25 protein-coding genes are annotated in these 22,647 nt (G+C 62.7%); 16 read left to right on the top strand and 9 right to left on the bottom strand.

Annotated features, from left to right (window positions below):
- Positions 1–32: 32 nt before the first annotated feature.
- The gene (locus tag FJQ89_RS15725; protein ID WP_141170856.1) at positions 33–497 is read left to right on the top strand and encodes a pilin; all 465 of its coding nucleotides are present in this window, start codon (positions 33–35) and stop codon (positions 495–497) included.
- Positions 498–518: 21 nt separating this feature from the next.
- Here FJQ89_RS15725 and FJQ89_RS15720 read toward each other — a convergent pair whose 3' ends face one another.
- Positions 519–1,241, bottom strand: coding sequence for a flagellar brake protein (locus tag FJQ89_RS15720; RefSeq protein WP_071075331.1), 723 nt, complete (start codon positions 1,239–1,241; stop codon positions 519–521).
- Positions 1,242–1,404: 163 nt separating this feature from the next.
- On the opposite strand from FJQ89_RS15720, the gene FJQ89_RS15715 reads away from it, so the two are divergent.
- The gene (locus FJQ89_RS15715; protein ID WP_141170855.1) at positions 1,405–1,785 is read left to right on the top strand and encodes a DUF6713 family protein; all 381 of its coding nucleotides are present in this window, start codon (positions 1,405–1,407) and stop codon (positions 1,783–1,785) included.
- Here FJQ89_RS15715 and moaC read toward each other — a convergent pair whose 3' ends face one another.
- The gene (moaC, locus tag FJQ89_RS15710) at positions 1,786–2,292 is read right to left on the bottom strand and encodes a cyclic pyranopterin monophosphate synthase MoaC (RefSeq protein WP_034746095.1); all 507 of its coding nucleotides are present in this window, start codon (positions 2,290–2,292) and stop codon (positions 1,786–1,788) included.
- A 152-nt stretch (positions 2,293–2,444) separates the two neighbouring features.
- Between moaC and FJQ89_RS15705 the strand changes: the two genes are divergently transcribed.
- A complete protein-coding gene (locus tag FJQ89_RS15705) occupies positions 2,445–4,028 on the top strand; it encodes a M48 family metalloprotease (RefSeq protein WP_141170854.1) in 1,584 nt (527 codons plus the stop codon).
- Positions 4,029–4,031: 3 nt separating this feature from the next.
- Here the strand turns inward: FJQ89_RS15705 and FJQ89_RS15700 are convergent, their stop codons facing one another.
- Genes FJQ89_RS15700 through FJQ89_RS15685 form a run of 4 tightly spaced genes read right to left on the bottom strand, consistent with a single transcriptional unit; the run spans position 4,032 to position 6,318 of the window.
- Positions 4,032–4,622: a DUF2946 family protein gene (locus FJQ89_RS15700; RefSeq protein WP_141170853.1), complete on the bottom strand. Its 591-nt coding sequence runs from the start codon at positions 4,620–4,622 to the stop codon at positions 4,032–4,034.
- On the bottom strand, positions 4,615–5,640 hold the full coding sequence (locus FJQ89_RS15695; RefSeq protein WP_141170852.1) for a YheT family hydrolase: 1,026 nt from the start codon (positions 5,638–5,640) through the stop codon (positions 4,615–4,617). Before FJQ89_RS15695 ends, FJQ89_RS15700 begins: the two co-directional genes overlap by 8 nt.
- Positions 5,640–6,065 (bottom strand): YybH family protein, encoded by a 426-nt coding sequence (locus tag FJQ89_RS15690; protein ID WP_141170851.1) that lies wholly within the window; start codon positions 6,063–6,065, stop codon positions 5,640–5,642. The genes FJQ89_RS15695 and FJQ89_RS15690 overlap by 1 nt, the downstream gene beginning before the upstream one ends.
- Before the next feature lie 58 nt (positions 6,066–6,123).
- Positions 6,124–6,318: a zinc-finger domain-containing protein gene (locus FJQ89_RS15685; RefSeq protein ID WP_070220739.1), complete on the bottom strand. Its 195-nt coding sequence runs from the start codon at positions 6,316–6,318 to the stop codon at positions 6,124–6,126.
- A gap of 259 nt (positions 6,319–6,577) precedes the next feature.
- Here FJQ89_RS15685 and FJQ89_RS15680 point away from each other — a divergent pair, with 259 nt between their 5' ends.
- From FJQ89_RS15680 to FJQ89_RS15630, 11 genes are all read left to right on the top strand, one after another.
- A complete protein-coding gene (locus tag FJQ89_RS15680; protein WP_168208465.1) occupies positions 6,578–7,324 on the top strand; it encodes an AzlC family ABC transporter permease in 747 nt (248 codons plus the stop codon).
- Entirely contained in the window at positions 7,317–7,667 is a 351-nt protein-coding gene (locus tag FJQ89_RS15675; protein WP_141170850.1) for an AzlD domain-containing protein, read from the top strand. The genes FJQ89_RS15680 and FJQ89_RS15675 overlap by 8 nt, the downstream gene beginning before the upstream one ends.
- 77 nt (positions 7,668–7,744) lie before the next feature.
- Positions 7,745–8,956, top strand: coding sequence for a phosphoglycerate kinase (locus tag FJQ89_RS15670; protein ID WP_141170849.1), 1,212 nt, complete (start codon positions 7,745–7,747; stop codon positions 8,954–8,956).
- A 114-nt stretch (positions 8,957–9,070) separates the two neighbouring features.
- Positions 9,071–10,519, top strand: coding sequence for a pyruvate kinase (pyk, locus tag FJQ89_RS15665; RefSeq protein WP_141170848.1), 1,449 nt, complete (start codon positions 9,071–9,073; stop codon positions 10,517–10,519).
- A gap of 82 nt (positions 10,520–10,601) precedes the next feature.
- Positions 10,602–11,666, top strand: coding sequence for a class II fructose-bisphosphate aldolase (gene fba, locus FJQ89_RS15660; RefSeq protein ID WP_071075342.1), 1,065 nt, complete (start codon positions 10,602–10,604; stop codon positions 11,664–11,666).
- Between the two features lie 108 nt (positions 11,667–11,774).
- Entirely contained in the window at positions 11,775–12,668 is an 894-nt protein-coding gene (locus FJQ89_RS15655) for a phosphoribosylaminoimidazolesuccinocarboxamide synthase (protein ID WP_141170847.1), read from the top strand.
- 1 nt (position 12,669) lies between these two features.
- Complete coding sequence (gene purE, locus FJQ89_RS15650) at positions 12,670–13,167, top strand: 5-(carboxyamino)imidazole ribonucleotide mutase (protein ID WP_071075344.1); 498 nt, start codon at positions 12,670–12,672, stop codon at positions 13,165–13,167.
- Between the two features lie 15 nt (positions 13,168–13,182).
- A complete protein-coding gene (locus tag FJQ89_RS15645) occupies positions 13,183–14,379 on the top strand; it encodes a 5-(carboxyamino)imidazole ribonucleotide synthase (RefSeq protein WP_141170846.1) in 1,197 nt (398 codons plus the stop codon).
- Entirely contained in the window at positions 14,376–15,395 is a 1,020-nt protein-coding gene (locus tag FJQ89_RS15640) for an L-threonylcarbamoyladenylate synthase (protein ID WP_141170845.1), read from the top strand. The genes FJQ89_RS15645 and FJQ89_RS15640 overlap by 4 nt, the downstream gene beginning before the upstream one ends.
- Before the next feature lie 242 nt (positions 15,396–15,637).
- Positions 15,638–17,029: an SGNH/GDSL hydrolase family protein gene (locus FJQ89_RS15635; RefSeq protein WP_141170844.1), complete on the top strand. Its 1,392-nt coding sequence runs from the start codon at positions 15,638–15,640 to the stop codon at positions 17,027–17,029.
- A 99-nt stretch (positions 17,030–17,128) separates the two neighbouring features.
- Positions 17,129–17,815: an OmpW/AlkL family protein gene (locus tag FJQ89_RS15630; RefSeq protein ID WP_205704501.1), complete on the top strand. Its 687-nt coding sequence runs from the start codon at positions 17,129–17,131 to the stop codon at positions 17,813–17,815.
- Between the two features lie 39 nt (positions 17,816–17,854).
- Here the strand turns inward: FJQ89_RS15630 and FJQ89_RS15625 are convergent, their stop codons facing one another.
- Positions 17,855–18,361 carry a flavin reductase family protein gene (locus FJQ89_RS15625; protein WP_096237985.1) on the bottom strand — a complete coding sequence of 169 codons (507 nt, stop codon included), beginning with the start codon at positions 18,359–18,361 and terminating at the stop codon, positions 17,855–17,857.
- 176 nt (positions 18,362–18,537) lie between these two features.
- On the opposite strand from FJQ89_RS15625, the gene msrA reads away from it, so the two are divergent.
- A complete protein-coding gene (msrA, locus tag FJQ89_RS15620) occupies positions 18,538–19,071 on the top strand; it encodes a peptide-methionine (S)-S-oxide reductase MsrA (protein ID WP_243136070.1) in 534 nt (177 codons plus the stop codon).
- Positions 19,072–19,098: 27 nt separating this feature from the next.
- Here msrA and FJQ89_RS15615 read toward each other — a convergent pair whose 3' ends face one another.
- Together FJQ89_RS15615 and pdxH are read right to left on the bottom strand one after the other, a co-directional pair.
- The gene (locus FJQ89_RS15615; RefSeq protein WP_141170843.1) at positions 19,099–20,334 is read right to left on the bottom strand and encodes an SAM-dependent methyltransferase; all 1,236 of its coding nucleotides are present in this window, start codon (positions 20,332–20,334) and stop codon (positions 19,099–19,101) included.
- A 127-nt stretch (positions 20,335–20,461) separates the two neighbouring features.
- Positions 20,462–21,670 (bottom strand): pyridoxamine 5'-phosphate oxidase, encoded by a 1,209-nt coding sequence (gene pdxH / locus FJQ89_RS15610; protein ID WP_141170842.1) that lies wholly within the window; start codon positions 21,668–21,670, stop codon positions 20,462–20,464.
- A gap of 112 nt (positions 21,671–21,782) precedes the next feature.
- Between pdxH and FJQ89_RS15605 the strand changes: the two genes are divergently transcribed.
- Positions 21,783–22,646, top strand: coding sequence for a tRNA threonylcarbamoyladenosine dehydratase (locus tag FJQ89_RS15605; protein ID WP_243136069.1), 864 nt, complete (start codon positions 21,783–21,785; stop codon positions 22,644–22,646).
- The last annotated feature ends 1 nt before the right edge of the window (position 22,647 follow it).

Genomic DNA, 22,647 nt, shown 5'->3' with positions numbered 1-22,647 from the left:
CAGCCGTGAGCAATGCACCATGGGAGGAGACGATGCGCGCGCAGAGCGGATTTACCCTGATAGAACTGATGATCGTGGTGGCCATCGCCGGCATCCTGGCGGCCGTGGCCATTCCCCAGTACGGCGACTATACGATGCGGGCCAAGGTCGGCAACGTGCTGGCGGCGGCCGCACCGCTGAAGACAGCCGTGGCCCTGTGCGTGCAGGAAAATGGCGGAGCGGCTACCGCCTGCAGCACGCCCACCGAGGCCGTGCCCAGCGCCATCCCCGTGTTCAGTGCCACGCGCGAAGTGGCCAGTGCCAAGGTCGACAAGGGCGATATCGAGCTGACCCTGGCGGGCGACCTGGGCAGCGGCTTGGGCGGCCAGACGGTGAACATGGAGTTGCAGCTCGGCACCAGCAGCCTGACCTGGTTTAACAGCACCAGCGTGACGAATCCTGTGGCCAAGGAGGTGATTACCCGCAGCAATATTCCCAAGGTGGTGGCGACGCAGTGAGCGGCGCCTGTCGCGCCCATGTCAGACGATTTTTTGCCGGTCCGCAATCAGCGCTTCATAGGTGAGGTTTTGCAGCAGGGTGTAGTGGGTCGGTTCGAGGTCGATGAATTGCACGCCATATGTATAGATTTCGGCGACCTCGGCCGCATTGCCATTCGACGGCTTGCCCACGCTGACGTTCTGGATGCGCGCGCGCGTATTGACGCGCATCTGATGCTTGTTCGGCTGCACCAGCAGGGTAAAGCTGAGCGCGACGCCCTCGTCGTCCGGCGTGAGCATGCTGGGCGCCTCGATCAGCGCCCCCGAGACGCTGAGGTTGACGATGAACACGGGCACGGCCGCCACGTCGCGGTAGCTCAGCTGCGCCGGAATGTCCACCTTCACACGCATCGCCGTGCGCAGGCTGGTGCCCTGGATGGCGTCGGGAAAGCTCAGGTGCACATAATTGAGGGGGCGGCCGAAGATGCGCAGCACGCTGCACGCAAACGAACACACGGTGACGCCGGAAAACACGCGGATGGTCAGCTTGTCGCCCTCGTTGAGCACGATGGACGCACCGTTTTCCATGGGGATCTTGACGATCAGGTACTCGTCCTTCACGTAGCCGATCAGGGTCGAGAAATGCTGGATGGGTTTGATGGTGCGATGCGTGATGAACTGGATGCGTCCCCCCACCTGCAGATTCATCGCCTCGAATTCGAAGTCCTGGAGCTTGTTTTCCGCGGCGGGCTTGTTGCTAGTCATGCGATGCTCATCTTGAAATTGTCGAATCGCAGTATGCATGATTTCTTGCTGAAAAAGCACTTATATCAATGAAATTCATATTCGCATAGAAAAATGCCCTGTGCGCGTGCCGGCGCACGGCTCTGGCTTTACAATTGCGTCAATATTGACGAATGTAAATCTTATGCCACGCAGCTACTTCTGGACCATGTTGTTCCTGATCCTGCATCAAATCGACGCTGCCTACTGGAAAGAGTGGGAGATGTTTCATGTGCCGGGCGGCGTGCAGGGTTTCCTGGTGTTTAACCTGGCGGCGATTACCCTGGTGCTCGTCGGTTACCGGCACGTGCTGCTGGCCACCCCGCGGGCGGTCCTGTACGCTTGTGTGTGTGCCGCGCTGGGCGTGGGAACGTGTCTGATCCATGCCGGCTTTGCGCTGGCAGGGATGGAACAATTCCACTTGCCCCTGTCCGTGGTCATCATCGTGCTGTGCCTGGCCAGTGCCGTCTGGCTGCTGTGCGACGTGCGCCGCGTCCTGGGCCGGCTGGCGCGCCAGGCAGCATAGTTACACCTCGGCGTGCCAGTCGCCCGACTTGCCGCCATGTTTTTCCAGCACGCGCACGTTGGTCATGACCATGCCCCGGTCGACGGCCTTGCACATGTCATAAATCGTCAGCAAGCCGATCTGCACGGAAGTGAGCGCCTCCATTTCCACGCCCGTCTTGCCTGTGGTGTCGACCTGGGCGCGGCAGTGCACGCTGTTGGCTGCTTCATCCACTTCGAAGTCGACGGTGACGCGGGTGAGGGCCAGCGGGTGGCACAGGGGAATCAGGTCGCTGGTGCGCTTGGCGCCCATGATGGCGGCGATGCGGGCGATGCCCAGCACGTCGCCCTTTTTCGCATTGCCGGAAATGATCAATGCCAGGGTGGCGGGCTGCATGCGGATGGTGCCGGCGGCCACGGCGCTGCGGCGCGTGTCTTCCTTGCTGCCCACATCGACCATATGGGCCTGGCCCGTGGCGTCGAAATGGGTCAGTTCCCCGGCGGGGGCTTGCTTGTCTGCTGTTGTCATGGCGTCAGAATAGGTGAGGAGTGGGGCGCGGCACGCGTGGGAATGGGCGCCGCTAACAAGGTATGATAGCACCCGTGAATTCAAAAACTCCCCTTCCGATCGTCCGTGAAAACACCGCTGCGGCATGGTCGCGCCGCTCCCGGCGCGCATCCATGCTGGCTGCATTGTGGCTGGCGGCGCCGTTTGCGCTGGCGCAAACCTATACGTCTGCGGCGCCGGCCGCCAGCACGGTGGCCAAGCCGGCCGGCAGCTGGACGCCGCTGGCCGTGCCGCCAGCGCCGAACCTGCCGAATCTGGGCGATACCTCGCGCGAAGACCTGTCGCCGGCGATGGAGCGCAAGATCGGCGAGGAGATCATGCGCGGCATCCGCGGCGACCGCGATTACCTCGACGATGCCCCGCTGCTGGAATACCTGAAGACTTTCGGCAACGCCCTCGTGGCGGCGCGCCCCAGCGTGCGCGGTGAAACGAATTACGACTATTTCTTCTTTGCCGTGCGCGATCCCCAGTTGAACGCGTTTGCCTTGCCCGGCGGCTTCATCGGCGTGCATTCGGCGCTGGTGCTGGCGGCGCAAACGGAGGCGGAACTGGCATCCGTGCTGTCGCACGAGATCGGCCACGTGGCGCAGCGCCACATCGCGCGCATGCTGGGCCAGCAGCGCCAGGATGCCCTGATGCCGCTGGCGGCCATGTTGTTGGCGGCGCTCGCGTCGCGCGCGGGCGGCGATGTGGCGCTGGGCGTGTTTGCCGCCGGCCAGGGCCTGGCCATCCAGCGCCAGCTCAACTTCGGCCGCGACGCCGAACGCGAGGCCGACCGCATCGGTTTCCAGATCATGGGGGAAGCCGGTTTCGACACCACCGGCATGGTGGCCTTCTTCGGCCGCATGCAGGCGGCCAGCCGCTCGTACAGCGACCTGATGCCGGCCTATCTGCAGACCCACCCGCTGACGACGGAACGCATCGCCGACATCCAGGCGCGCATCCGCGAGCAGCCCTACAAGCAGCGTCCGGACAGCCTGAGTTTCCACCTGGCCCGCGCGCGCGCCCGCGTGCTGCAGGATGCAAGCGTGCAAGGCCTGTTGAATGCCAAGGCCGTCTTCAAGACGCAGCTGGAACAGCAAAGCCGCTTCCAGGTGGTGGCAGCCCATTACGGCTTGTCCTTTGTCGCCGTCAAGCAGGGCAAGCCAGCCGAGGCGCAGAAGGAACTCGATGCCGCCAATGCCGCCCTGCACAAGCCGGCCGGGCCGAATGTGTTTACCTCGGGCGGCACGCAGGCGCCGAACTCGCTGCTGGCGGCGATGGGGCTGGAAGTGCTGCTGATGCCGGCGCAGAAGAAGGAAGTGGCGCAGCAAGCTTTGACGGCGGCCGATGCGGCGCGTCAGCAGTTTCCCCTGTCGCGCGGCATTGCGCATCAGTATGCGGAAGCGCTGATGGCTGCCGGCAAGCTGGAGCAGGCCACCTTGTATCTGCGCGACCAGGTGCAGCTCTACAAGGAGGAGCCGGAACTGTATGATTTATTGGCGAAATCCTATGCGGACCAGGGCAAGATGACCTTGCAGCACATGGCGCTGGCCGAATCCTACGTGCTGCAGGGCGCCACCATGGCCGCGCTGGACCAGCTGACCATCGCCCGCAAGTCGACGGACGCGACCTTTTATGACCAGGCCGTGATCGATGCGCGCGAGCGCGAACTGCAGGAAAAGCGCCGCGAACAGCTGAAAGATCAGAAGGGTTAAGCCTTACTCGGCTTGCGGCGCGCGCTGGAAGCCGAAGGTCTGCGGTACGCTGGCATAGGCCAGCGGCTGCACGGCAATCTCCTTGCCGTCATGCAATAGCATCAAGTTGCCCTGCCCATTCTCCAGCCAGGCCAGCAGGGCCTCGTCGCCGGCCGCCTGTCCGTCGACGCGCAGCGCTGGCAGCACGTGCGCCATGTCGCGGTCGTCGACCTGCGCGACAATATGATCGTTGCGCAAGATCAGCGCGCCGTTGTCGCACAGATACGCCGCCTCGATGGCCGCCAGCGGCACGCCTGTCTGCAAGATAAAACCGTGCTGCGGATCGCTGCGGGCGATGTACGGCGTCGCTTCCAGGTTCAGGTAGACGCGCTGCGGGCCATTCTGGAAAAACCAGCAGCCCCGGTCGTCATGGTCGTAATTGCGGTTGATAAATCCCAACAGCGCTGCATGGGCGATCTTGTCTCCGGGCAGTTGTTGCTGTTGCGCCTGCTGGTCGCGCATGCGCCAGTGGCCGCGCGCGTCCAGGCCCAGCCAGCCGTAGCAGTGCGGCACGTTCGGCCATTTGGCCAGCGCCTGTTTGACGAGTTCATCCATGTGTAGCGTTTTCCGTGTGAGTGCGTGCACCGCCAGCCTGACAGCTTCGCGGGGAAGAGGGCGCCGTGTTGCCGCCTTCAAAAAAATGGATCAGGCGCTGCGGCAGCCAGCGTGTGCTTCCCGGCAACTTGCCAGCGGCAAAGCCGACATGGCCGCCGTGGCGCGGATACTCGAGTGTGACTTGCGGCGCGGCGCTGCGCGGCAGGAAGCGCCCGGGCAGGAAAGGGTCGTTCTGCGCATTGAGCACCAGAGTCGGCACGGTGATGTCCTGCAAGACGTGCTTGGCGCTGGCGCGGTGCCAGTAATCGTCGGCGTCGCGGTAGCCGTGCAGCGGCGCCGTGACGACATTGTCGAAGGCGTGCAAGTCGCGCGCGGCCAGCATGGCGTCGCGCGCAAACAGGCCGGGAAACTGTTCCAGCTTGGCCAGGCACTTGGGTTTGAGCGTGTTCAAAAACATGCGCGTGTAGAGCCGGTTGGCGCCGGACGACAGTGCCTTGCCCCCTTGCGCCAGGTCCAGCGGTGCGGACACGGCCGCAGCCGCATCGATGAAATCGGCCTGGTGCTGCGACTGGCCCAGCCAGCACAGCAGGGCGTTGCCGCCCAGCGACACGCCGGCCGCGTAAAACTTGCCCGTGGCGCGCGGGCGCAGGCGCTGCACGATCCAGTCCACTTCCTGCGCATCGCCTGAATGGTAGAAACGCGGCGCCAGGTTGGCTTCGCCCGAGCAGCCGCGAAAATGCGGCACGGCGCCCGACCAGCCGCGCGCCGCCACTTCGCTCATCAGGGCGCGCGCGTAATGGCTGTTCGACGAGCCTTCCAGGCCGTGGAACAGCACCACGAAAGGCTGGCCCGGCTGGCCGTCGACCAGGTCGACATCGACGAAGTCGCCATCGGGCGCTTGCCAGCGTTCGCGGCGGAAGGCCACGGCCGGCTTGGCGAGGCACACGGCAGGATAAATCGTCTGCGCGTGGCCGCCGGGCAGCCACAGCGGGGCGGTATAGGAAAGAAGCAAGGACATCAGTGCAGGATCTGCGTTCCCGTGGCGTCGGCCGGCGCGCCGCCGGGGGCGACGGAGGCGTGGTGCAGCACGATGCGCCAGCCGCGCGGCGTCTTGACATATACATTTGTCGCCAGCAGATGCGCCGGGCCGCCTTCTTCGGCGGTGATGCCTTCGATCACCGTGTGCACCGAACTCATCAAATTGTGCGTTTCGTGCAGCTGCGCCGGTACGATGTGCAGGCCGCCGGCCGCCAGAATGGTTTCCCACGAGGCGCGGATGGCGGCATGGCCGATCAGGCGGGCGCCGCCCGGGTGGATGCAGACGATTTCTTCATCGTCGGCCCACAGCGCCATCAGCGCTTCGAGGTCGGCGCGGTGCAAGGCATCGTAGAAAGCCGCCTCGACTTCGGCGGCGCTGCCATTGAGTTCTTTCAGACGTTTCATGACGACTCCTGGCTGGTGCAAATAAAAACGGCGCGCTGGGGGCGCGCCGCTGGGCAGTTTAATGATGGCCGGCGCTGGCGCCTTCCTTCAGGGTATACGCCGTGCCGCAGTAGGGGCACTTGGCGATACCGTCTTTGTTGAATTCCAGAAACACGCGCGGATGCGACGACCACAGCGGCATGGCCGGGTTAGGGCAGTGGGCTGGCAAGTCTTTACCGTCGAGTTCGACCGCTGGCTGGGTGGTTTTTGTCATCTTGTCATGCTCCGTGAGGCTGTATGGAAGGAAGTCGGCTGCTGCCAAAAGCACGATTTTAACGGATTCAGGCAGACAGCAAAAATCATGGCTAAAATGGCGGCTCGATCATCTGCGGCTGCGACGCGTTTTTTTTGCGGAAAGATGGCAGCTGCAGCGCCACACTGACTGGATTTGCCTTGCCGGTATCACCGTTGCCGCCCTTGTCGCCATGCACCATTGTTGTGCAGTTACCACACTCAGCCTGCCGGGGGCGCGCATGCACACCCGCGTGAACGCCGTCCCGGCCGCCAAGGAAGACGCCCTGCTGAAAGACGCCTGGCGCGCTGGCCTGAACCTGGGCGCGCCCACCCTGCTGGGCATTGCCGCCTGGGGTATGGTGGTGGGCGTGGCCATGGTGAAAAGCGGTCTGACGGTAGTGCAGGCGGGGGCGATGACCCTGTTTGTCTTTGCCGGTTCGGCCCAGCTGGCCTCGCTGCCGCTGCTGGCCGCGCAGGCGCCTGTGTGGGTGATCTTCGCCACGGCGCTCGTCGTTAATTTGCGTTTTGTCATCTTTTCCGTGTTGCTGGCCCCGCATTTTTCCCATCTGCCGTGGCGCCAGCGCTTTGCGCTCGGCTATGTGGCGGGCGATATCACCGTGGGCCTGTTCCTGCAGCGCTATCCCCATGAAACGCCGGACCCGGCCAAGCTGCCCTTCCTCAAGGGGCTGATTTACCCCAACTGGCTGGCCTGGCAGATCGGTTCCTTCATCGGCATCGTGCTGGGCGCCGTCGTGCCGGCCGAATGGGGGCTGGGTTTTGCCGGTACCCTGGCGATCCTGTGCGTGACGGTGCCGCTGATCCTCAGCCGCGCCGCCCTGTGCGGCGTGCTGGTGGCGGGCACGGTGGCCGTGCTGGCGTTTGGCTTGCCATACAAGCTGGGTTTGCTGGTGGCCGTCGTGGTGGGCATGGTCAGTGCCATGGCCGTGGAAGAATTGACCGAGAAATGGAACAAACGCCATGTTTGACGGCATCGATTGGGGCAGGGCCGATGTGTGGATCGCCATCGCCGTGCTGGTGGTGGCCACGGCCGCCACGCGCAGCACCTTCTGGCTGGTCGGCCATCACATCAGTATTCCGCGCAGGATCAACGAGATGCTGCGCTTTGCGCCGGCCTGCGCGCTGGCGGCCATCATCGCGCCCGACATGCTGATGGAGGGGCAGCAAGTGTACTTCGAATTGTCGAATTTGAAACTCTTGTCAGGTATTGCCGCCACGCTCTTTTTCGTGATCCGCCGCAATATGTTGCAAACCATCGTGTTTGGCATGCTGGTTTTCACGGGCTTGCGACTGTTGCATGTTTTTCAGTAAAGCAGGACAAATCGGGGATTTGCTCTGGTCATTGCGGTAAAATAGCGCACTTCCTTCCACTCGTCATCTGGATCGCCATGTCAGCTGTTCTCAACTTCATCCGTCTGCAAGATTTGATCGCCCAAAATGCACTGCAAGGCAAGCGCGTGTTTATCCGCGCCGACCTGAACGTCCCGCAAGATGACAGTGGCAAGATCACCGAAGATACCCGCATCCGCGCTTCGGTCCCGGCCATCCGCGCCGCCCTGGACGCTGGCGCTGCCGTCATGGTGACGTCGCACCTGGGTCGTCCGACGGAAGGCGAGTTCAAGCCGGCCGACAGCCTGGCACCCGTGGCGGCACGCTTGTCCGAACTGCTGGGCCAGGAAGTGGCACTGAAACAAAACTGGATCGACGGCGCCGGGCTGGAAAACCTGGCTGCCGGCCAGGTCGTCCTGCTGGAAAACGTGCGCGTCAACAAGGGCGAAAAGAAAAACAGCGATGAACTGGCGCAAAAAATGGCCAAGCTGTGCGATATCTACGTCAATGATGCGTTCGGCACGGCCCATCGCGCCGAGGCGTCCACGCACGGCATCGCCAAGTTCGCCCCTGTCGCCTGTGCCGGCCCGCTGCTGGCCGCCGAACTCGATGCGCTGGGCAAAGCCTTGCACGCGCCAGCCCGTCCATTGCTGGCCATCGTTGCCGGTTCGAAAGTATCGAGCAAGCTGACCATCCTGAAAGCCCTGTCCGACAAGGTCGATAATCTGATCGTTGGCGGCGGCATTGCCAACACCTTCATGAAAGCCGTTGGCTTGAACGTCGGCAAGTCGCTGGTGGAAGCGGAACTCGTCGAAGAAGCCAAGGCCATCATCGAGATCATGGCCAAGCGCGGCGCGCAAGTACCGATTCCCGTCGATGTCGTGTGTGCCAAGGAGTTTTCGCCTACGGCCGCCGCTACCGTCAAGGACGTGGCCGACGTGGCGGACGACGACATGATCCTCGATATCGGCCCGAAAACGGCGGCCCTGCTGGCGCAGCAGATCGCCGCTGCCGGCACCATCGTGTGGAACGGCCCGGTCGGCGTGTTCGAATTCGACCAGTTCGGTCACGGCACCAAGACCCTGGCGCTGGCCATTGCCGAGTCGAAAGCTTTCTCGATTGCCGGTGGTGGCGACACCCTGGCGGCGATTGCCAAATACGACATTACCGATAAAATCAGCTATATCTCGACGGGCGGCGGCGCTTTCCTGGAATTCCTGGAAGGCAAGACTCTACCCGCCGTTGAAATCCTGATGCAGCGTGCTGCTTAATTCAGCAGCAGTCAGCAGTTCAGTACCAAGCGCAGCCTGATCGCTGCGCTTTTACCTTGCCGGGCGGTTCAGCCGCCAGGTCTTGCTCACCTTCGCTCGCGCACAAGGACTCCTATGCCACGTGGTACAAAAATCGTAGCAACAATCGGCCCCGCCTCCACTGACTTCGATATCCTGGTCAAAATGATACGCGCGGGCGTCGACGTGGTGCGCTTGAATTTTTCCCACGGCAAGGCGCAAGACCATATCGACCGCGCCGCGCTGGTGCGCCTGGCGGCAGCGGAGTGCGGTCGCGAAGTGGCCATCATGGCCGACATGCAAGGGCCGAAGATTCGTGTTGGCAAGTTTGAAAACACGCGCATTCAGCTGGAAGCGGGCGAGCGCTTCATTCTCGACGCCAAGTGGGGCGAAAACGGTGAACTGGGCAACCAGGAGCGGGTCGGCCTCGACTACAAGGCCCTGCCGCGCGACTTGCACAAGGGCGACGTGCTGCTGCTGAACGACGGCCTCATCGTGCTGATCGTCGAGCGCATCCACGGCAGCGAAATCCACACCACCGTCAAGATTGGCGGCGAGTTGTCGAACAACAAGGGCATCAATCGCCAGGGTGGCGGCCTGTCCGCGCCCGCGCTGACGGCCAAGGATATGGAAGATATCAAGACGGCCATGAGTTTCCAGGCCGACTATCTGGCCATTTCCTTCCCGAAATGCGCGACCGACATGGAAATGGCGCGCCAGCTGGCCAATATCGCGGGCGAAGCGTACCACCACAAGCCGATGATGATCGCCAAGATCGAACGGGCGGAAGCCATTCCTGCCTTGCAGGAAATCCTCGACGCCTCCGACGGCATCATGGTGGCGCGCGGCGATCTGGCCGTGGAAGTGGGCAATGCGGCCGTGCCGGCCTTGCAGAAGCGCATGATCAAGATGGCGCGCGCGTCGAACAAGCTGGCCATTACTGCCACGCAGATGATGGAATCGATGATCGTCAACGCCGTGCCCACGCGCGCGGAAGTGTCCGACGTGGCCAATGCCGTGCTCGATGGCACGGATGCCGTCATGACGTCGGCCGAAACGGCCTCGGGCAAATACCCGATCGAGACGGTGGAAATGATGGCCGCCATCTGCGTCGAAGCGGAACAGTCCGAATACAACAAGCTTGATGCCGATTTCCTCAACGTCACATTTACCCGCATCGACCAGTCGATCGCGTATGGCGCGCTGTTTACGGCCCACCATTTGCGCGTGAAAGCCATCGTGGCGCTGACGGAATCCGGTTCCACCGCCTTGTGGATGAGCCGCCACAGCATCGACACGCCGATCTACGCGCTCACGCCCAGTGTCACCACTTTGCGCAAAGCCGCGCTGTACCGCAATGTTCGGGCGTATCATCTGATGCAGAACGCCCCCAGCGCGCAAGTGCTGAAGCAGGCGGAAGAGCTGCTGGTGGCGCAGGGCATCGTCAGGAAGGGCGACATGATCGTCGTCACCTGGGGCGAGCCGATGGGGCAGGTGGGTGGCACGAATGCCTTGAAGATTGTGAAGGTAGGCGAATTCGACTAAGGTCCAAGAATTCAGGCGCTGGCGCGGTTATTGACCACCGCGAAGCGCCGCAACGGTTTCTATTGTTATCTGGAGTATTACCATGTCTCTCGTATCCATGCGTCAACTGCTGGACCATGCCGCCGAAAACGGTTATGGCATTCCTGCTTTCAACGTCAACAACCTGGAGCAAGTGCAAGCCATCATGGCTGCCGCCGATGCGCTCAACAGCCCGGTGATCATGCAAGCGTCCGCTGGCGCGCGCAAGTACGCCGGTGAAGCCTTCCTGCGTCACCTGATCGACGCCGCCGTCGAAGCGTATCCGCACATTCCCGTCGTCATGCACCAGGATCACGGCCAGTCGCCGGCCGTCTGCATGGCCGCCATCCGCTCGGGTTTCACATCCGTGATGATGGACGGTTCGCTGGAAGCGGACGGCAAGTCGGTTGCTTCCTACGAATACAACGTGGAAGTATCGCGCGAAGTGGTGAAATTCTCGCACGCCATCGGCGTGACGGTGGAAGCGGAACTGGGCGTGCTCGGTTCGCTGGAAACCATGAAGGGCGACAAGGAAGACGGACACGGCGCCGACGGCACCATGACCCGCGAGCAACTGCTGACGGACGTGGCGCAAGCGGCCGACTTCGTGCAGCGCACCCAGTGCGACGCCCTGGCGATTGCCATCGGCACCTCGCACGGCGCGTATAAATTCACGCGCAAGCCGACGGGCGACATCCTGGCCATCGACCGCATCAAGGAAATCCACGCGCGCATCCCGAACACCCATCTGGTGATGCACGGTTCCTCGTCGGTACCGCAGGAATTGCTGGCCATCATCCGCGAATTCGGCGGCGACATGAAGGAAACCTACGGCGTGCCAGTGGAAGAAATCCAGGAAGGCATCCGTCACGGCGTGCGCAAGATCAACATCGACACCGATATCCGCCTGGCCATGACGGCCGCGATCCGCAAGTACCTGTTTGAAAACCCGTCGAAATTCGACCCGCGCGACTACCTCAAGCCAGCCCGTCTTGCTGCAGAGCAAATCGTGCGCGCCCGCATGCAGGCATTCGGCTGCGAAGGCCAGGCGTCGAAAATCAAGGTCATCACGATGGAAAAAATGGCCGAACGCTACAAGGCCGGCGAGCTGTCGCAAATTGTGAAGTAAAATTCTGTCTGGAACGGGCCGGAAGCTGCATCTCCGTGCCCGATTTTCTCGACCGGCGGGCGCCTTCCCTGCCTGCCGGTTTCGTTTCATCCAACTATTCCCCCCGCTATGAACAGCCTCTATCAGACTTCCATCCACTCCCTGCCATTGCTGGGCCACGGCAAGGTCCGCGACAACTACGCCGTCGGCGACGACAAGATCCTGATCGTCACTACGGACCGCCTGTCGGCCTTCGATGTCGTCATGAACGAGCCTATCCCCGGCAAGGGCAAGGTCCTCAACCAGATGAGTGACTTCTGGTTCGAGAAACTGGGCCATATCGTGCCGAATCACCTGACTGGCGTGGCGCCGGAATCGGTGGTGGCGCCCGATGAAGTGGAGCAGGTCAAGGGCCGCGCCGTGGTGGCCAAGCGCTTGAAACCCATCATGGTCGAGGCGGTCGTGCGCGGCTACATCATCGGTTCGGGCTGGAAAGACTATCAAGATACAGGCAGCATCTGCGGCATCAAGTTGCCAGCCGGCCTGCAACAGGCGGAAAAACTGCCGGAACCGATCTTCACCCCGGCGGCCAAGGCCGAGCTGGGCGAGCATGACGAAAACATCAGCTTTGCGGAAATGGAAGAGCGCATCGGCGCGGATCTGGCTGCCAAGATGCGCGACGTGGCCATTGCCCTGTACAAGACGGCCGCCGAATACGCCGCCACGCGCGGCATCATCATCGCCGACACCAAGTTCGAATTCGGCCTCGACGACAATGGCGTGATGCATCTGATGGATGAAGTGCTGACGGCCGATTCGTCGCGCTTCTGGCCCGCTGATTCCTACCAGCCCGGCATCTCGCCACCGTCGTTCGACAAGCAATTCGTGCGCGACTACCTGGAAACACTGACCTGGGGCAAGACCGCACCGGCGCCAGCGCTGCCGGCCGACGTCATCGAAAAAACCCAGGCCAAGTACTTCGAAGCCATCGAACGCCTGACGGGCGAGAAGCTGAAGGCCTGAGATGAGCGAGCAGAATAAGCCGCTGGTCGGCGTCATCATGGGCTCGTCCTCGGACTGGGAAGTGATGCAGAACGCGGTTGCCATCCTGAAACAGTTTGGCGTGCCGTACGAAGCGCAAGTCATTTCCGCGCACCGCATGCCCGACGAGATGTATGCGTACGCGAAAAGCGCGCGCGCGCGCGGCTTGCGCGCCATCATCGCCGGCGCCGGCGGCGCGGCCCACCTGCCTGGCATGGTGGCGGCGATGACCATCGTGCCCGTGCTGGGCGTGCCCGTGCCGTCGAAATACTTGCGCGGCGAAGATTCCATGCTGTCCATCCTGCAAATGCCCAAGGGCGTACCGGTCGCCACCTTCGCCATCGGCGAAGCGGGCGCGGCGAATGCGGCGCTGACGGCGGTGGCGATGCTTGCCGCCAATGACGACGCCCTGGCCGACCAGCTCGAAGCCTTCCGTACCACGCAAACGGCCGCCGCCAAGGCCATGGTCTTGCCTGACTAATGTGTTTGAAAAATAATGAATAGTAAATCGACTTCCCCCTTGCTGCCCGCCGCCAACCCACCGGCGTGGCTGGGCGTGATGGGCGGCGGCCAGCTCGGCCGCATGTTTGCCCAGGCCGCCCAGAGCATGGGCTATCAGGTGGCCGTACTGGAGCCATCGGACGCCTGCCCTGCGGGGCAGGTGGCACAGCGGCTGGTCAATGCCGGCTACAGCGATGCAGCCGGGCTTGACGCCCTGGCGGCGCAATGCCTGGCCGTCACCACGGAATTTGAAAACGTGCCGGCCGACAGCCTGTCGCGCCTGGCCGAACGCGTGTTTGTCGCCCCCAACGCCCACGGCGTGTCGGTGGCGCAGGACCGCATCGCGGAAAAGCGTTTCTTTGTCGACTGTGCGGCCAAATCCGGCGTGCTGCCGGCGCCGCATACGGTCATCGCCACGCAGCTTGACATCGATGCCATCGCCGACGACTTGCTGCCGGGCATTTTGAAAACCGTGCGCATGGGCTATGACGGCAAGGGCCAGTTCCGCGTGCGCACGCGCGACGAAGTGCGCGTCGCGTTCGCGGAAATGGGCGAAGTAACTTGCTTGCTGGAAAAAATGCTGCCGCTGGCGTATGAAGTGTCCGTGCTGACGGCGCGCGGCGTGGACGGCGAATCGGTCGTGTATCCGATCGCCGAAAACGTGCACCGCGACGGCGTGCTGTTTACCACCACCGTGCCGGGCCCGAACGTGTCGGACGACTGCGCCGCCAGGGCGCAGCGCGCGGCGCAAGCCATGGTTGCCGAACTCGGTTATGTCGGCGTGCTGTGCATCGAATTTTTCGTGCTGGAAGATGGCAGCCTGGTGGTCAATGAAATGGCGCCGCGTCCGCACAACAGCGGCCATTACACGATGGATGCCTGCGTCACCAGCCAGTTCGCGCAGCAGGTGCGCGCCATGGCGCGCCTGCCGCTGGGCGACGTGCGCCAGCATTCGCCGGCCGTGATGCTCAATATCTTGGGCGACGCCTGGTTTGCCGACGGCAGTGATGCCGCCATCGAACCGGCCTGGGATCAGGTGCTGGCGCTGCCGGGCGCCTGCCTGCATCTGTACGGCAAGGACGATCCGCGCCGTGGCCGCAAGATGGGCCACCTGACCTTCATCGCGGCCACCTTGCCAGAGGCGCAGCAGCGCCTGCGCGACGCTTGCCTGATCCTGGGAATCGCGCCGTGAGCGTGCCCGCACAAGACCTGGCAGCGGCCGCCGCCGTGCTGGAAGCGGGCGGCCTCGTCGCTTTTCCGACGGAAACCGTGTACGGACTGGGCGCCGATGCGGAAAACCCGGCCGCCGTGGCGCGCATCTATGAAGCCAAGGGGCGGCCCTCGGACCACCCCGTGATCGTGCACGTGGCGCCCGATGCCGACCTGGCACACTGGTCCGATGATCTTCCGCCCGAGGCGCAGCAACTGGTGGCCGCTTTCTGGCCCGGTCCGCTGACCCTGATCGTCAAGCGCGCCGCGCATATTCCTGACGCCGTTTCCGGCGGCCAGGATACGGTGGGCTTACGCTGCCCATCGCATCCGGTGGCTATCGCATTGCTGCGCACCTTCAAGGGTGGCAAGGGCGGCCTGGCGGCGCCGTCGGCGAACAAATTTGGCAACGTCAGCCCCACCACGGCGCAGCATGTGCGCGATGAATTCGCGGCGGAACTGGACAGCGGCCTGCTGGGCCAGATCCTCGATGGCGGCCAGAGCGAGGTCGGTATCGAGTCGACCATCGTCGACCTGTCGCGCCTGGCCACGCACGGTCCCGTGCTGTTGCGTCCCGGCCATATCAGCAGCGAACAGATCGCCGCCGTGATTGGCCGCGCACCGGCCGTGGCGGACGCGGCCGCGCCGCGCGCCTCGGGCACGCTGGAATCGCACTACGCACCGCACACGCCTGTTGCGATGCAGCACAGCGACGACGTGTGCGCCACCTTGAACCGCCTGCTCAACGACGGGCGTCGCGTGGCCCTGATCCATTACTCGGACTTGCCGCCGGCCAGCGCCAGCGTGCGCCTGGCGGCCAGCCCGGAAAATTACGCACACGCGCTGTATGCCTCGCTGCGCACGATGGACCAGGTCGGCGCCGAGCTGATACTCGTCGAAGCACCGCCTACCGGCCCCGAGTGGCTGGGCGTGAATGACCGTTTGCGGCGCGCCGCGTTCGGCTCAAGTGGTATCTTGCAGCAGTTTCTATCCGCATAATGAAAAGCCCCGCAAGGGGCTTTTTCTTGATGCAGCGCAATAGCGATGCTTGCCCCGAAACATCTTATATCCTCCATAATTCATGCGATCACCCGCTCGTGACAGGGCGCCGGCGGTGTTGTTATTTCGTTGATTTTTAAAGCATATTTTCTATACAAGCCCGAGGAACGATGGCATATTAGTTGGGTAGCGAATAGCACGCCCGTTCGTTTAGAAACCAGAAAAAAGACCGAGGAGACAAAATGCATCAAACAAAATTCGCGCTGGCCGTGCTGGCTGCGGCTGTCCTGGCAGGTTGCGGCGGCGCCAGTGGCGGTGATCAAACCTTGAAAGTCAAATACACGGCGCAGGTGTCGTTCGGCGACAGCCTGTCCGATGTCGGTTCGTATGCCGTCGGCACGGTGCTGGCGAAAGGTGGCGGCAAGTTCACCATCAATGGCGACAATACCAAGATCAATCCTGAACTGACGGGCAAGAACTGGACCGAGCACCTGGCCGCGCAATTCGGCCTGGCCGCACCATGCGCCGCCGAGACTGGCCTGGAAGGCAATGCCTTGAAGGGCTTGGCCGTGCCGCGCGTCAAGCATGCCGGTTGCTACGGCTACGCCATGGGCGGCTCGCGCGTGACCAATCCGGTTGGCCCGAACAACCAGGCGACCGGCAGCGAACTCGGTGCCCTGACCGTGCCCGTGGTGACGCAGATCGCGAACCACCTGGCCGTGTCCGGTGGCAAGTTCAGCGGCACGGAAGCCGTGTTCGTGATGGCTGGCGGTAACGACGTGCTGTACCAGCTGGGTGCATTGCAGGCGGGTGCGACCGCCGCTGGCAAGGCGGCGGGTGCGACCGCAGGCGCCCAGGCTTTCGCCACCAATCTGACCATGGCTCTGGCGGCCGGCGCCACCAACCCTGCCACGGCAGCGGCTGCCATCGGCGCCGCCGTCAAGACGGCCAGCGCGGCGCCAGGCGCCACCTCGACGACCATCGTCGGCGCCGCCGTGCAAGCTGCCGTGATTGCCGGCAATACAGCGGCCGCTTCGCCTGCCGTGTATGGTCCGCTGGTCACCAAAGCACAAGCCGATGCGACGGTGACGGGCAATGCTGCCGGCGCCAAGGCCGGTGCCGATTACGCTGCGGCCCAGGGTCCGTTGCTGGTTGCCTCCATGAAACAAGCGGGTACCGAACTGGTAGCGCTGGTCAAGGACCAGATCATTGCCAAAGGCGCCAATTATGTGGTGGTCAACAACCTGCCGGACGTGGCCGGTACGCCATCGGGCCTGAGCAAGGATGCCAATACCAAGGCGCTCATCAACGCCATGGTCAGCGCCTTCAATGGTGAACTGAGCGGCGGCCTGAGCAGCAATGCGAAAGTCTTGCTGGTCGACGTGTTTGCCGTCAGCCATGACCAGGGTGTCAATCCCGGCCCGTATGGCTTGACCAATGTCAGCGAGACGGCATGCGACCTGACCGCGCCAGGCAATATCCTGGGCAGCTCGCTGGTGTGCAACGGCACGAACCTGAAAGCGGGCGATGTCAGCCACTACTCGTATGCCGACGATGTGCATCCTACGCCGTTCAACAACCTGCTGCTGGCCCGTTATGTGGCCAAGGACATGGTCGTGCGGGGCTGGCTGTAAGGGATGGCCGCACCGGCTGTGCCTGGGAGGCGCGGCCGGTGCCGGCAGCGACAAGACTCGATAGCGGAACACTCCGCACATACTGAATCAGGAGACAAGATGAAGAATCATTTGAATACCGCCGTGCGCGTACTGGCCGCAGTTGCCGCGATGACCGTGGCGACGGGCGCCTCGGCGCAAAGTGCCGGTACCTGGATGGCCAAGGTTGGCCTCAACAAGATCACGCCGCACGTGGACAGTGGCGACATTTCCGCACCTGCACTGCCGGGTACGAAAGCCGACGTCAAGGCCGATACCAAGCCCATCCTGACCTTTGCCTACATGATTACGGACAATATTTCCGCTGAAATGATCCTGGGCGTGCCCTACAAGCACGACCTGATGGGCGACGGTTCGATCAAGGGCACGGGCAAGCTGGGGACGGCCGAAGCCTTGCCGCCAACGGCCTTCGTCCAGTATCGTTTCTTCCAGCCCAATGCGATGATCCGCCCTTACGTGGGCGCAGGCTTGACGTATGCCTACTTCCAGAAAGAAAAAGGCTCGGGCCAGATGACGGCCTTGCTGGATCCGGGTGGAAAACCAGTCACCTACCGCATGGACAACAAGCTGACGGGCAGCCTGGTGGTCGGCAGCACCGTGGCCATCAACGAGCGCTGGTTTGCTGACGTGGCCGTGGTCAAGACTTACCTGAAAACCAAGGCGAAATTCTCGACGGGGCAGACGCAGGACATCAAGCTCGACCCGGTTGCCGTGAGTATCAGCATCGGGTACAACTTTACGCTGTAAAATAAAAAATCCGCCTCGGCGGATTTTTTTTTGTCCCGCTCAGGCTGGCGGTGTATTGAACTTTCCATTGTGGAAGATCAAGGGCGGCTGCGCGGCAAATGCGCATTGCTCCACTTCGCCCACGAAAATGACGTGGTCGCCTTCCGGATAGCGGCTGCGGTTATGGCATTCGAACCAGGCCGACGCGCCTTTCAGGATGGGCTGGCCCGTGCGCGACAATTCGTATTCGACGTCGTCGAAGGGATTCGGCGTGCGTCGCGCGAAGCGCTGCGCCAGTTCCGCCTGCTCGGCGCCCAGCACATTGATGACGTAATGCGAGTTGCCGCTGAAAATGGGCATGCTGTTCGCCACGGAACCGAGGCTCCACAGCACCAAGGGCGGCGACAGCGAGACGGAATTGAAGGAACTGGCCGTCAACCCGCGGAAACTGCCGTCGGCCAGGCGCGTGGTGATGACCGTCACGCCGGTGGCAAATTGCGACAATGCCTGACGGAAATGTGTCGTATCGAATTCTTGCGCTGGCGCGCGGGGGGAGCGTGTGTTCATGGTTGACCTGTCTATTTGCTGACATTATGCCAAAAATCGGCCGCGCCAGCGCAATCGTGGCCGGCGTACGCTGATGTGCGATGCGCCACGCGCCTTTTCAAGCGGCACTGCAGGCCACAGCACTTTGCGTTACAGTAGTGAAATGATAAGTCGTAGCAGCATTGCGGGAGGACATCATGAATCAACAGATGGAAGTGGCGGTATTCGGCGGCGGCTGTTTCTGGTGCCTTGCTGCCGTGTATGAAGAGGTGCGCGGCGTAACGCGCGTCACATCCGGCTACACGGGCGGCAGCGTGCCCGATCCCACGTATGAACAGGTGTGCACGGGCGACACGGGCCACGCGGAAGTGGTGCGCCTGGAATTCGATCCCGCTGTCATCGCCTACCACGACTTGCTGGAAATCTTTTTCACGCTGCACGACCCCACCACACTGAACCGGCAGGGCAACGATGTCGGCACGCAATTTCGCTCCGTCATCTATTACCAGTCGGCCGAACAGGAAAGCGTGGCGTGCAAGGTGCTGGCCGAGATGGCCGGCGTGTGGGATGCGCCCATCGTCACGCAGCTGGCGCCGGCAGCCACCTTTTACCTGGCCGAGGATTACCACCAGAATTATGTCGCACGGCACCCCTTGCAGGGCTATTGCGCGCTGGTCGTCGCGCCCAAGGTGGAGAAATTCCGCGCCATGTATGCGGGGCGTCTGAAGTGAGGCAGCCCTCGGCGCTGCGCGCGCCTGTCAGGGCGTGAGCGCCGGTGCGGGTCTGGCATCGTGCGCATACATGTAGTTGCGCGACCAGGGTAGCGTGGAAGAGCGCCGGCCTGCCTTCACGCAGACGATCTGGTACAGGCTGATCAAATCTTGCTCGAAGGCATAGGCGCAGCCGGCCAGGTAGACGTGCCAGATGCGGAAGCGCCGCTCGCCCGCCAGCGGACGAATTTGCTCGGCGTTGGCTTCGAAGTTCTCCGTCCACAGGGCGCAGGTGCGCGCATAGTGGCGTCGCAGGTTTTCCACGTCCAGCACTTCCAGTCCCCCTTGCTGCATGGTTTTCAGTACATTGCCGATGTGCGCCAGCTCGCCGTGCGGAAACACATATTTTTCGATGAATTCGCCGCCGCCATACGGCGTTTCGCCATTCTCCGGGTCGGTCGAGGTGATGCCGTGGTTCATCGCCATGCCGTCCGGCGCCAGCAGCTTGTGGATGATGGAAAAGTAGTCGGGTAAATGTTTCAACCCCACGTGCTCGAACATGCCCACGCTGGTGATGCGGTCGAACTGCCCCGTCACGTCGCGGTAGTCTTGCAGGCGGATCTCGATCAGGTGTGACAGTCCGGCCGCCGCCACGCGCTCGCGCGCCAGCGCGTACTGGTTTTCCGACAGGGTCACGCCCACGCAGCGGGCGCCATACTGCTGCGCGGCACGGATGACGAGCGCGCCCCAGCCGCAGCCGATGTCGAGCAGGGTCTGGCCCGGCTGCAGCTGGATTTTCTTCAGGATATGGTCGATCTTCTTGACTTGCGCCTGCGCCAGCGTTTCATCGCCATGTTCGAAATAGGCACAGGAATACACGAGAGCGGGGTCGAGAAACTGTTCATAGAACGCGTTCGACACGTCGTAGTGGTAGCGGATGGCTTCGGCATCTTTGCTCTTGTCGTGCGTAAAGCTGCGCACGATGCGGGCCAGCTTGCCTTCCGGCTTCAAGGTATTGCGGGCCAGGGCATTGCAGATGGCAATCATGTCCATCGCCGTGCCCTTGACCTCGATATTGCCTTCCACGTAGGCCGAGCCCAGATTGGCCAGCGAGGGGTTCAGCAGATAGCGGGCCGAGGCGACGGTCGGCAGGCGGATCGTGACTCTGGGCGCCTCGCTGGACAGGTCGACATGCTGGCCGTTCCACAATTCTATGCGCAGCGGCAAGGCGGTCTTGCTGCGGATACTGGCGATCCAGGACTTGAGTTGGTTTTGTACAAACAAAATGGCCTCCAATGCAGCGCCCCCTGCTGGGGCCGCAAATTGAGAAACAATGTCATTTAGTAACTTCTATCCTCATAGCCTACACCTATATTGACCAGCTTGCTTTGCGCCGCCTTGACCAGCTTGCTCAGGGTTGCAAGCGTTGCATGCTCCATTGCCCGTCGGCACCGCGCGTAAACACGATGCGGTCGTGGAAGCGCGAACGGCGTCCCTGCCAGAATTCGATGCGCTCCGGCTGCAGACGGTAGCCACCCCAGTGGGCCGGGCGCGGCGGCTGGGCGTCGCCGAGGGCGGCGGCCACCGCTTCGTAATGGCTTTCCAGCGTGGCCCGGCTATCGATGGGCGCGCTTTGCTGCGAGGCAATCGCCGACAAGCGGCTTTGCAGGGGGCGCACATTGAAATACTCGTCGCTCTCGGCCGCCGTGGTTTTCACCACCGTGCCTTCGATGCGCACTTGCCGCTCCAGCTCGCGCCAGAAGAACAGCAGGGCGGCGTTGGGATTGTGATCGAGCTGCTGGCCCTTGTCGCTGTGGTAATTCGTGTACCAGGTAAAGCCACGCTCGTCGAACTGCTTGATCAGCACGATGCGCGAGCTGGGCTTGCCATCAGGAGTGACGGTGGACAAGTCCATCGCGTTCGGCTCCATCACCTGGGCCTTGACGGCTTCGGCAAACCATTTCTGGAACATGGCGATGGGATCTGCCAGCACATCCGTCTCGCTCAGACTCGATTGCACGTAATCGGTGCGCATGGCTGCCAGCACGGCGGCCGCGTCCGGCACTGCGGGCGCTTCCGGCGCATCGGGCGCGATGCCGCGGCGGCGCTGCATGGCCGTGCCCAGCTGCTCCATCTGCTGCGCGCTGAACAGGCGCTTGGCCATCGGTGCCAGTTGTCCTTCTTCCTTGGCCATGTGGGCCTGGTAGGCGGCGATATAGTCGCGCACGCCATCATGCGACAGCTGCGAGTCCGTACCGGCGGCGATGGCGTCCAGTTCCGGGCGCAGTGTCAGCCAGGCCTGGTCCATGCGCTGGTGGTCGGCCAGGATTTCCGGCACCAGGGTGGCCAGCAGGGCCGCGTCCTCGCCCGTGGCCGTCGCCTGCAGCATGGGCATCAGGTCTTGCTCTTCATCATCATGGTGCAGATGGGCGGCTTTATTGAAATATTGCAACACCGCCTTTGCCGCCTGCTGCGCTTCCGGCGTGTTGCCGTTCTGTCCCAGGTGGCCCAGCAGGTTTTGCAAGGTCGTCAGCTGCTTGCGGATCTTGTCGTGGCAATGCTTGAGCACGGCGATGGGCTGGTCAAAGCCGGGAACGGAGTCGAACAGGGGAGAGGTCATGGCGAGTTCTCGTGGTGGGCGGTGTGGGGGCATGGCGACAGTGCAGCTTGTCGCTGTGTCAATTCGGCTATTTTAGAATATCTGCCAGCGCAGTGTCCGTTAAAATGGCGCCATGCATACCTCCACCAATGAACTAATTTCCATGGACTTGACCGAGATCGATTTTGACCGGCGTTTCGGCGGCATTGCCCGCCTGTACGGCGCCCCCGCGTTGCAACGTTTCCGCGCCGCCCATGTGTGTGTCATCGGCGTGGGCGGCGTCGGTTCCTGGATCGTCGAAGCGCTGGCGCGCAGCGCCATCGGCCGCCTGACCCTGATCGACCTCGACAATGTTGCCGAATCGAATATCAATCGCCAGATCCAGGCCATGAGCGACACCATCGGCAAGGCCAAGATCACGGCCCTGGCTGAACGTATCGAGCTGATCAACCCCTTGTGCCAGGTCACGCAGATCGAGGATTTTATTGCCCCCGATAATCTGGAGCAATTGCTGGGCGGGCGCGATTTCGACTACCTGGTCGACGCCATCGACAATGCCAAGGCCAAGGCGGCCGTGATCGCGTATTGCCGTGCGCGCAACATTCCCATGCTGACCATCGGCAGCGCTGGCGGGCAGACGGACCCGACCCTGATCGCCGTGCGCGATTTGTCGAAAACGGAGCAGGAACCGCTGCTCAAGCGCGTACGCAAACTGTTGCGCACCGAATATGGGTTTCCCCGTGGCGTGAAAAACAAATTCAATGTTGACGCCGTGTTTTCCATGGAGCCGCTGAGCACGCCCGAGAGCGCCGAAGCATGCGCCATTGATGGCAGCGCGCCCGCCGGTGTCACGGGCCTGAACTGTGCCGGTTTCGGTTCCAGCGTGGTGGTGACGGCCAGCTTCGGCATGGTGGCGGCCGCCCATGCGCTGAAAAGCTTGCGCCAGGATAAAGTTGCCGCAGTGCCAGTGCCAGTGCCAGTGCCGGACGCCGCCTGAG

The organism is Janthinobacterium tructae (assembly GCF_006517255.1).
Classification (GTDB): Bacteria; Pseudomonadota; Gammaproteobacteria; order Burkholderiales; family Burkholderiaceae_D; genus Janthinobacterium; species Janthinobacterium tructae.
This window is presented reverse-complemented; position numbering and strand designations above follow the sequence as displayed.

Excerpts from the sequence above, each read along its gene's own strand:
- msrA (WP_243136070.1), top strand. The coding sequence starts at position 18,538 with ATGAATCAACAGATGGAAGTGGCGGTATTCGGCGGCGGCTGTTTCTGG.
- FJQ89_RS15695 (WP_141170852.1), bottom strand. The coding sequence starts at position 5,640 with ATGTCCTTGCTTCTTTCCTATACCGCCCCGCTGTGGCTGCCCGGCGGC.
- FJQ89_RS15625 (WP_096237985.1), bottom strand. The coding sequence starts at position 18,361 with ATGAACACACGCTCCCCCCGCGCGCCAGCGCAAGAATTCGATACGACA.
- FJQ89_RS15715 (WP_141170855.1), top strand. The coding sequence starts at position 1,405 with ATGCCACGCAGCTACTTCTGGACCATGTTGTTCCTGATCCTGCATCAA.
- purE (WP_071075344.1), top strand. The coding sequence starts at position 12,670 with ATGAGCGAGCAGAATAAGCCGCTGGTCGGCGTCATCATGGGCTCGTCC.
- pdxH (WP_141170842.1), bottom strand. The coding sequence starts at position 21,670 with ATGACCTCTCCCCTGTTCGACTCCGTTCCCGGCTTTGACCAGCCCATC.
- FJQ89_RS15645 (WP_141170846.1), top strand. The coding sequence starts at position 13,183 with ATGAATAGTAAATCGACTTCCCCCTTGCTGCCCGCCGCCAACCCACCG.
- FJQ89_RS15700 (WP_141170853.1), bottom strand. The coding sequence starts at position 4,622 with ATGGATGAACTCGTCAAACAGGCGCTGGCCAAATGGCCGAACGTGCCG.
- FJQ89_RS15670 (WP_141170849.1), top strand. The coding sequence starts at position 7,745 with ATGTCAGCTGTTCTCAACTTCATCCGTCTGCAAGATTTGATCGCCCAA.
- FJQ89_RS15680 (WP_168208465.1), top strand. The coding sequence starts at position 6,578 with ATGCACACCCGCGTGAACGCCGTCCCGGCCGCCAAGGAAGACGCCCTG.
- FJQ89_RS15630 (WP_205704501.1), top strand. The coding sequence starts at position 17,129 with ATGAAGAATCATTTGAATACCGCCGTGCGCGTACTGGCCGCAGTTGCC.
- FJQ89_RS15720 (WP_071075331.1), bottom strand. The coding sequence starts at position 1,241 with ATGACTAGCAACAAGCCCGCCGCGGAAAACAAGCTCCAGGACTTCGAA.
- FJQ89_RS15655 (WP_141170847.1), top strand. The coding sequence starts at position 11,775 with ATGAACAGCCTCTATCAGACTTCCATCCACTCCCTGCCATTGCTGGGC.
- FJQ89_RS15635 (WP_141170844.1), top strand. The coding sequence starts at position 15,638 with ATGCATCAAACAAAATTCGCGCTGGCCGTGCTGGCTGCGGCTGTCCTG.
- pyk (WP_141170848.1), top strand. The coding sequence starts at position 9,071 with ATGCCACGTGGTACAAAAATCGTAGCAACAATCGGCCCCGCCTCCACT.
- FJQ89_RS15725 (WP_141170856.1), top strand. The coding sequence starts at position 33 with ATGCGCGCGCAGAGCGGATTTACCCTGATAGAACTGATGATCGTGGTG.
- FJQ89_RS15690 (WP_141170851.1), bottom strand. The coding sequence starts at position 6,065 with ATGAAACGTCTGAAAGAACTCAATGGCAGCGCCGCCGAAGTCGAGGCG.
- FJQ89_RS15685 (WP_070220739.1), bottom strand. The coding sequence starts at position 6,318 with ATGACAAAAACCACCCAGCCAGCGGTCGAACTCGACGGTAAAGACTTG.
- FJQ89_RS15605 (WP_243136069.1), top strand. The coding sequence starts at position 21,783 with ATGCATACCTCCACCAATGAACTAATTTCCATGGACTTGACCGAGATC.
- fba (WP_071075342.1), top strand. The coding sequence starts at position 10,602 with ATGTCTCTCGTATCCATGCGTCAACTGCTGGACCATGCCGCCGAAAAC.
- FJQ89_RS15675 (WP_141170850.1), top strand. The coding sequence starts at position 7,317 with ATGTTTGACGGCATCGATTGGGGCAGGGCCGATGTGTGGATCGCCATC.
- moaC (WP_034746095.1), bottom strand. The coding sequence starts at position 2,292 with ATGACAACAGCAGACAAGCAAGCCCCCGCCGGGGAACTGACCCATTTC.
- FJQ89_RS15705 (WP_141170854.1), top strand. The coding sequence starts at position 2,445 with ATGCTGGCTGCATTGTGGCTGGCGGCGCCGTTTGCGCTGGCGCAAACC.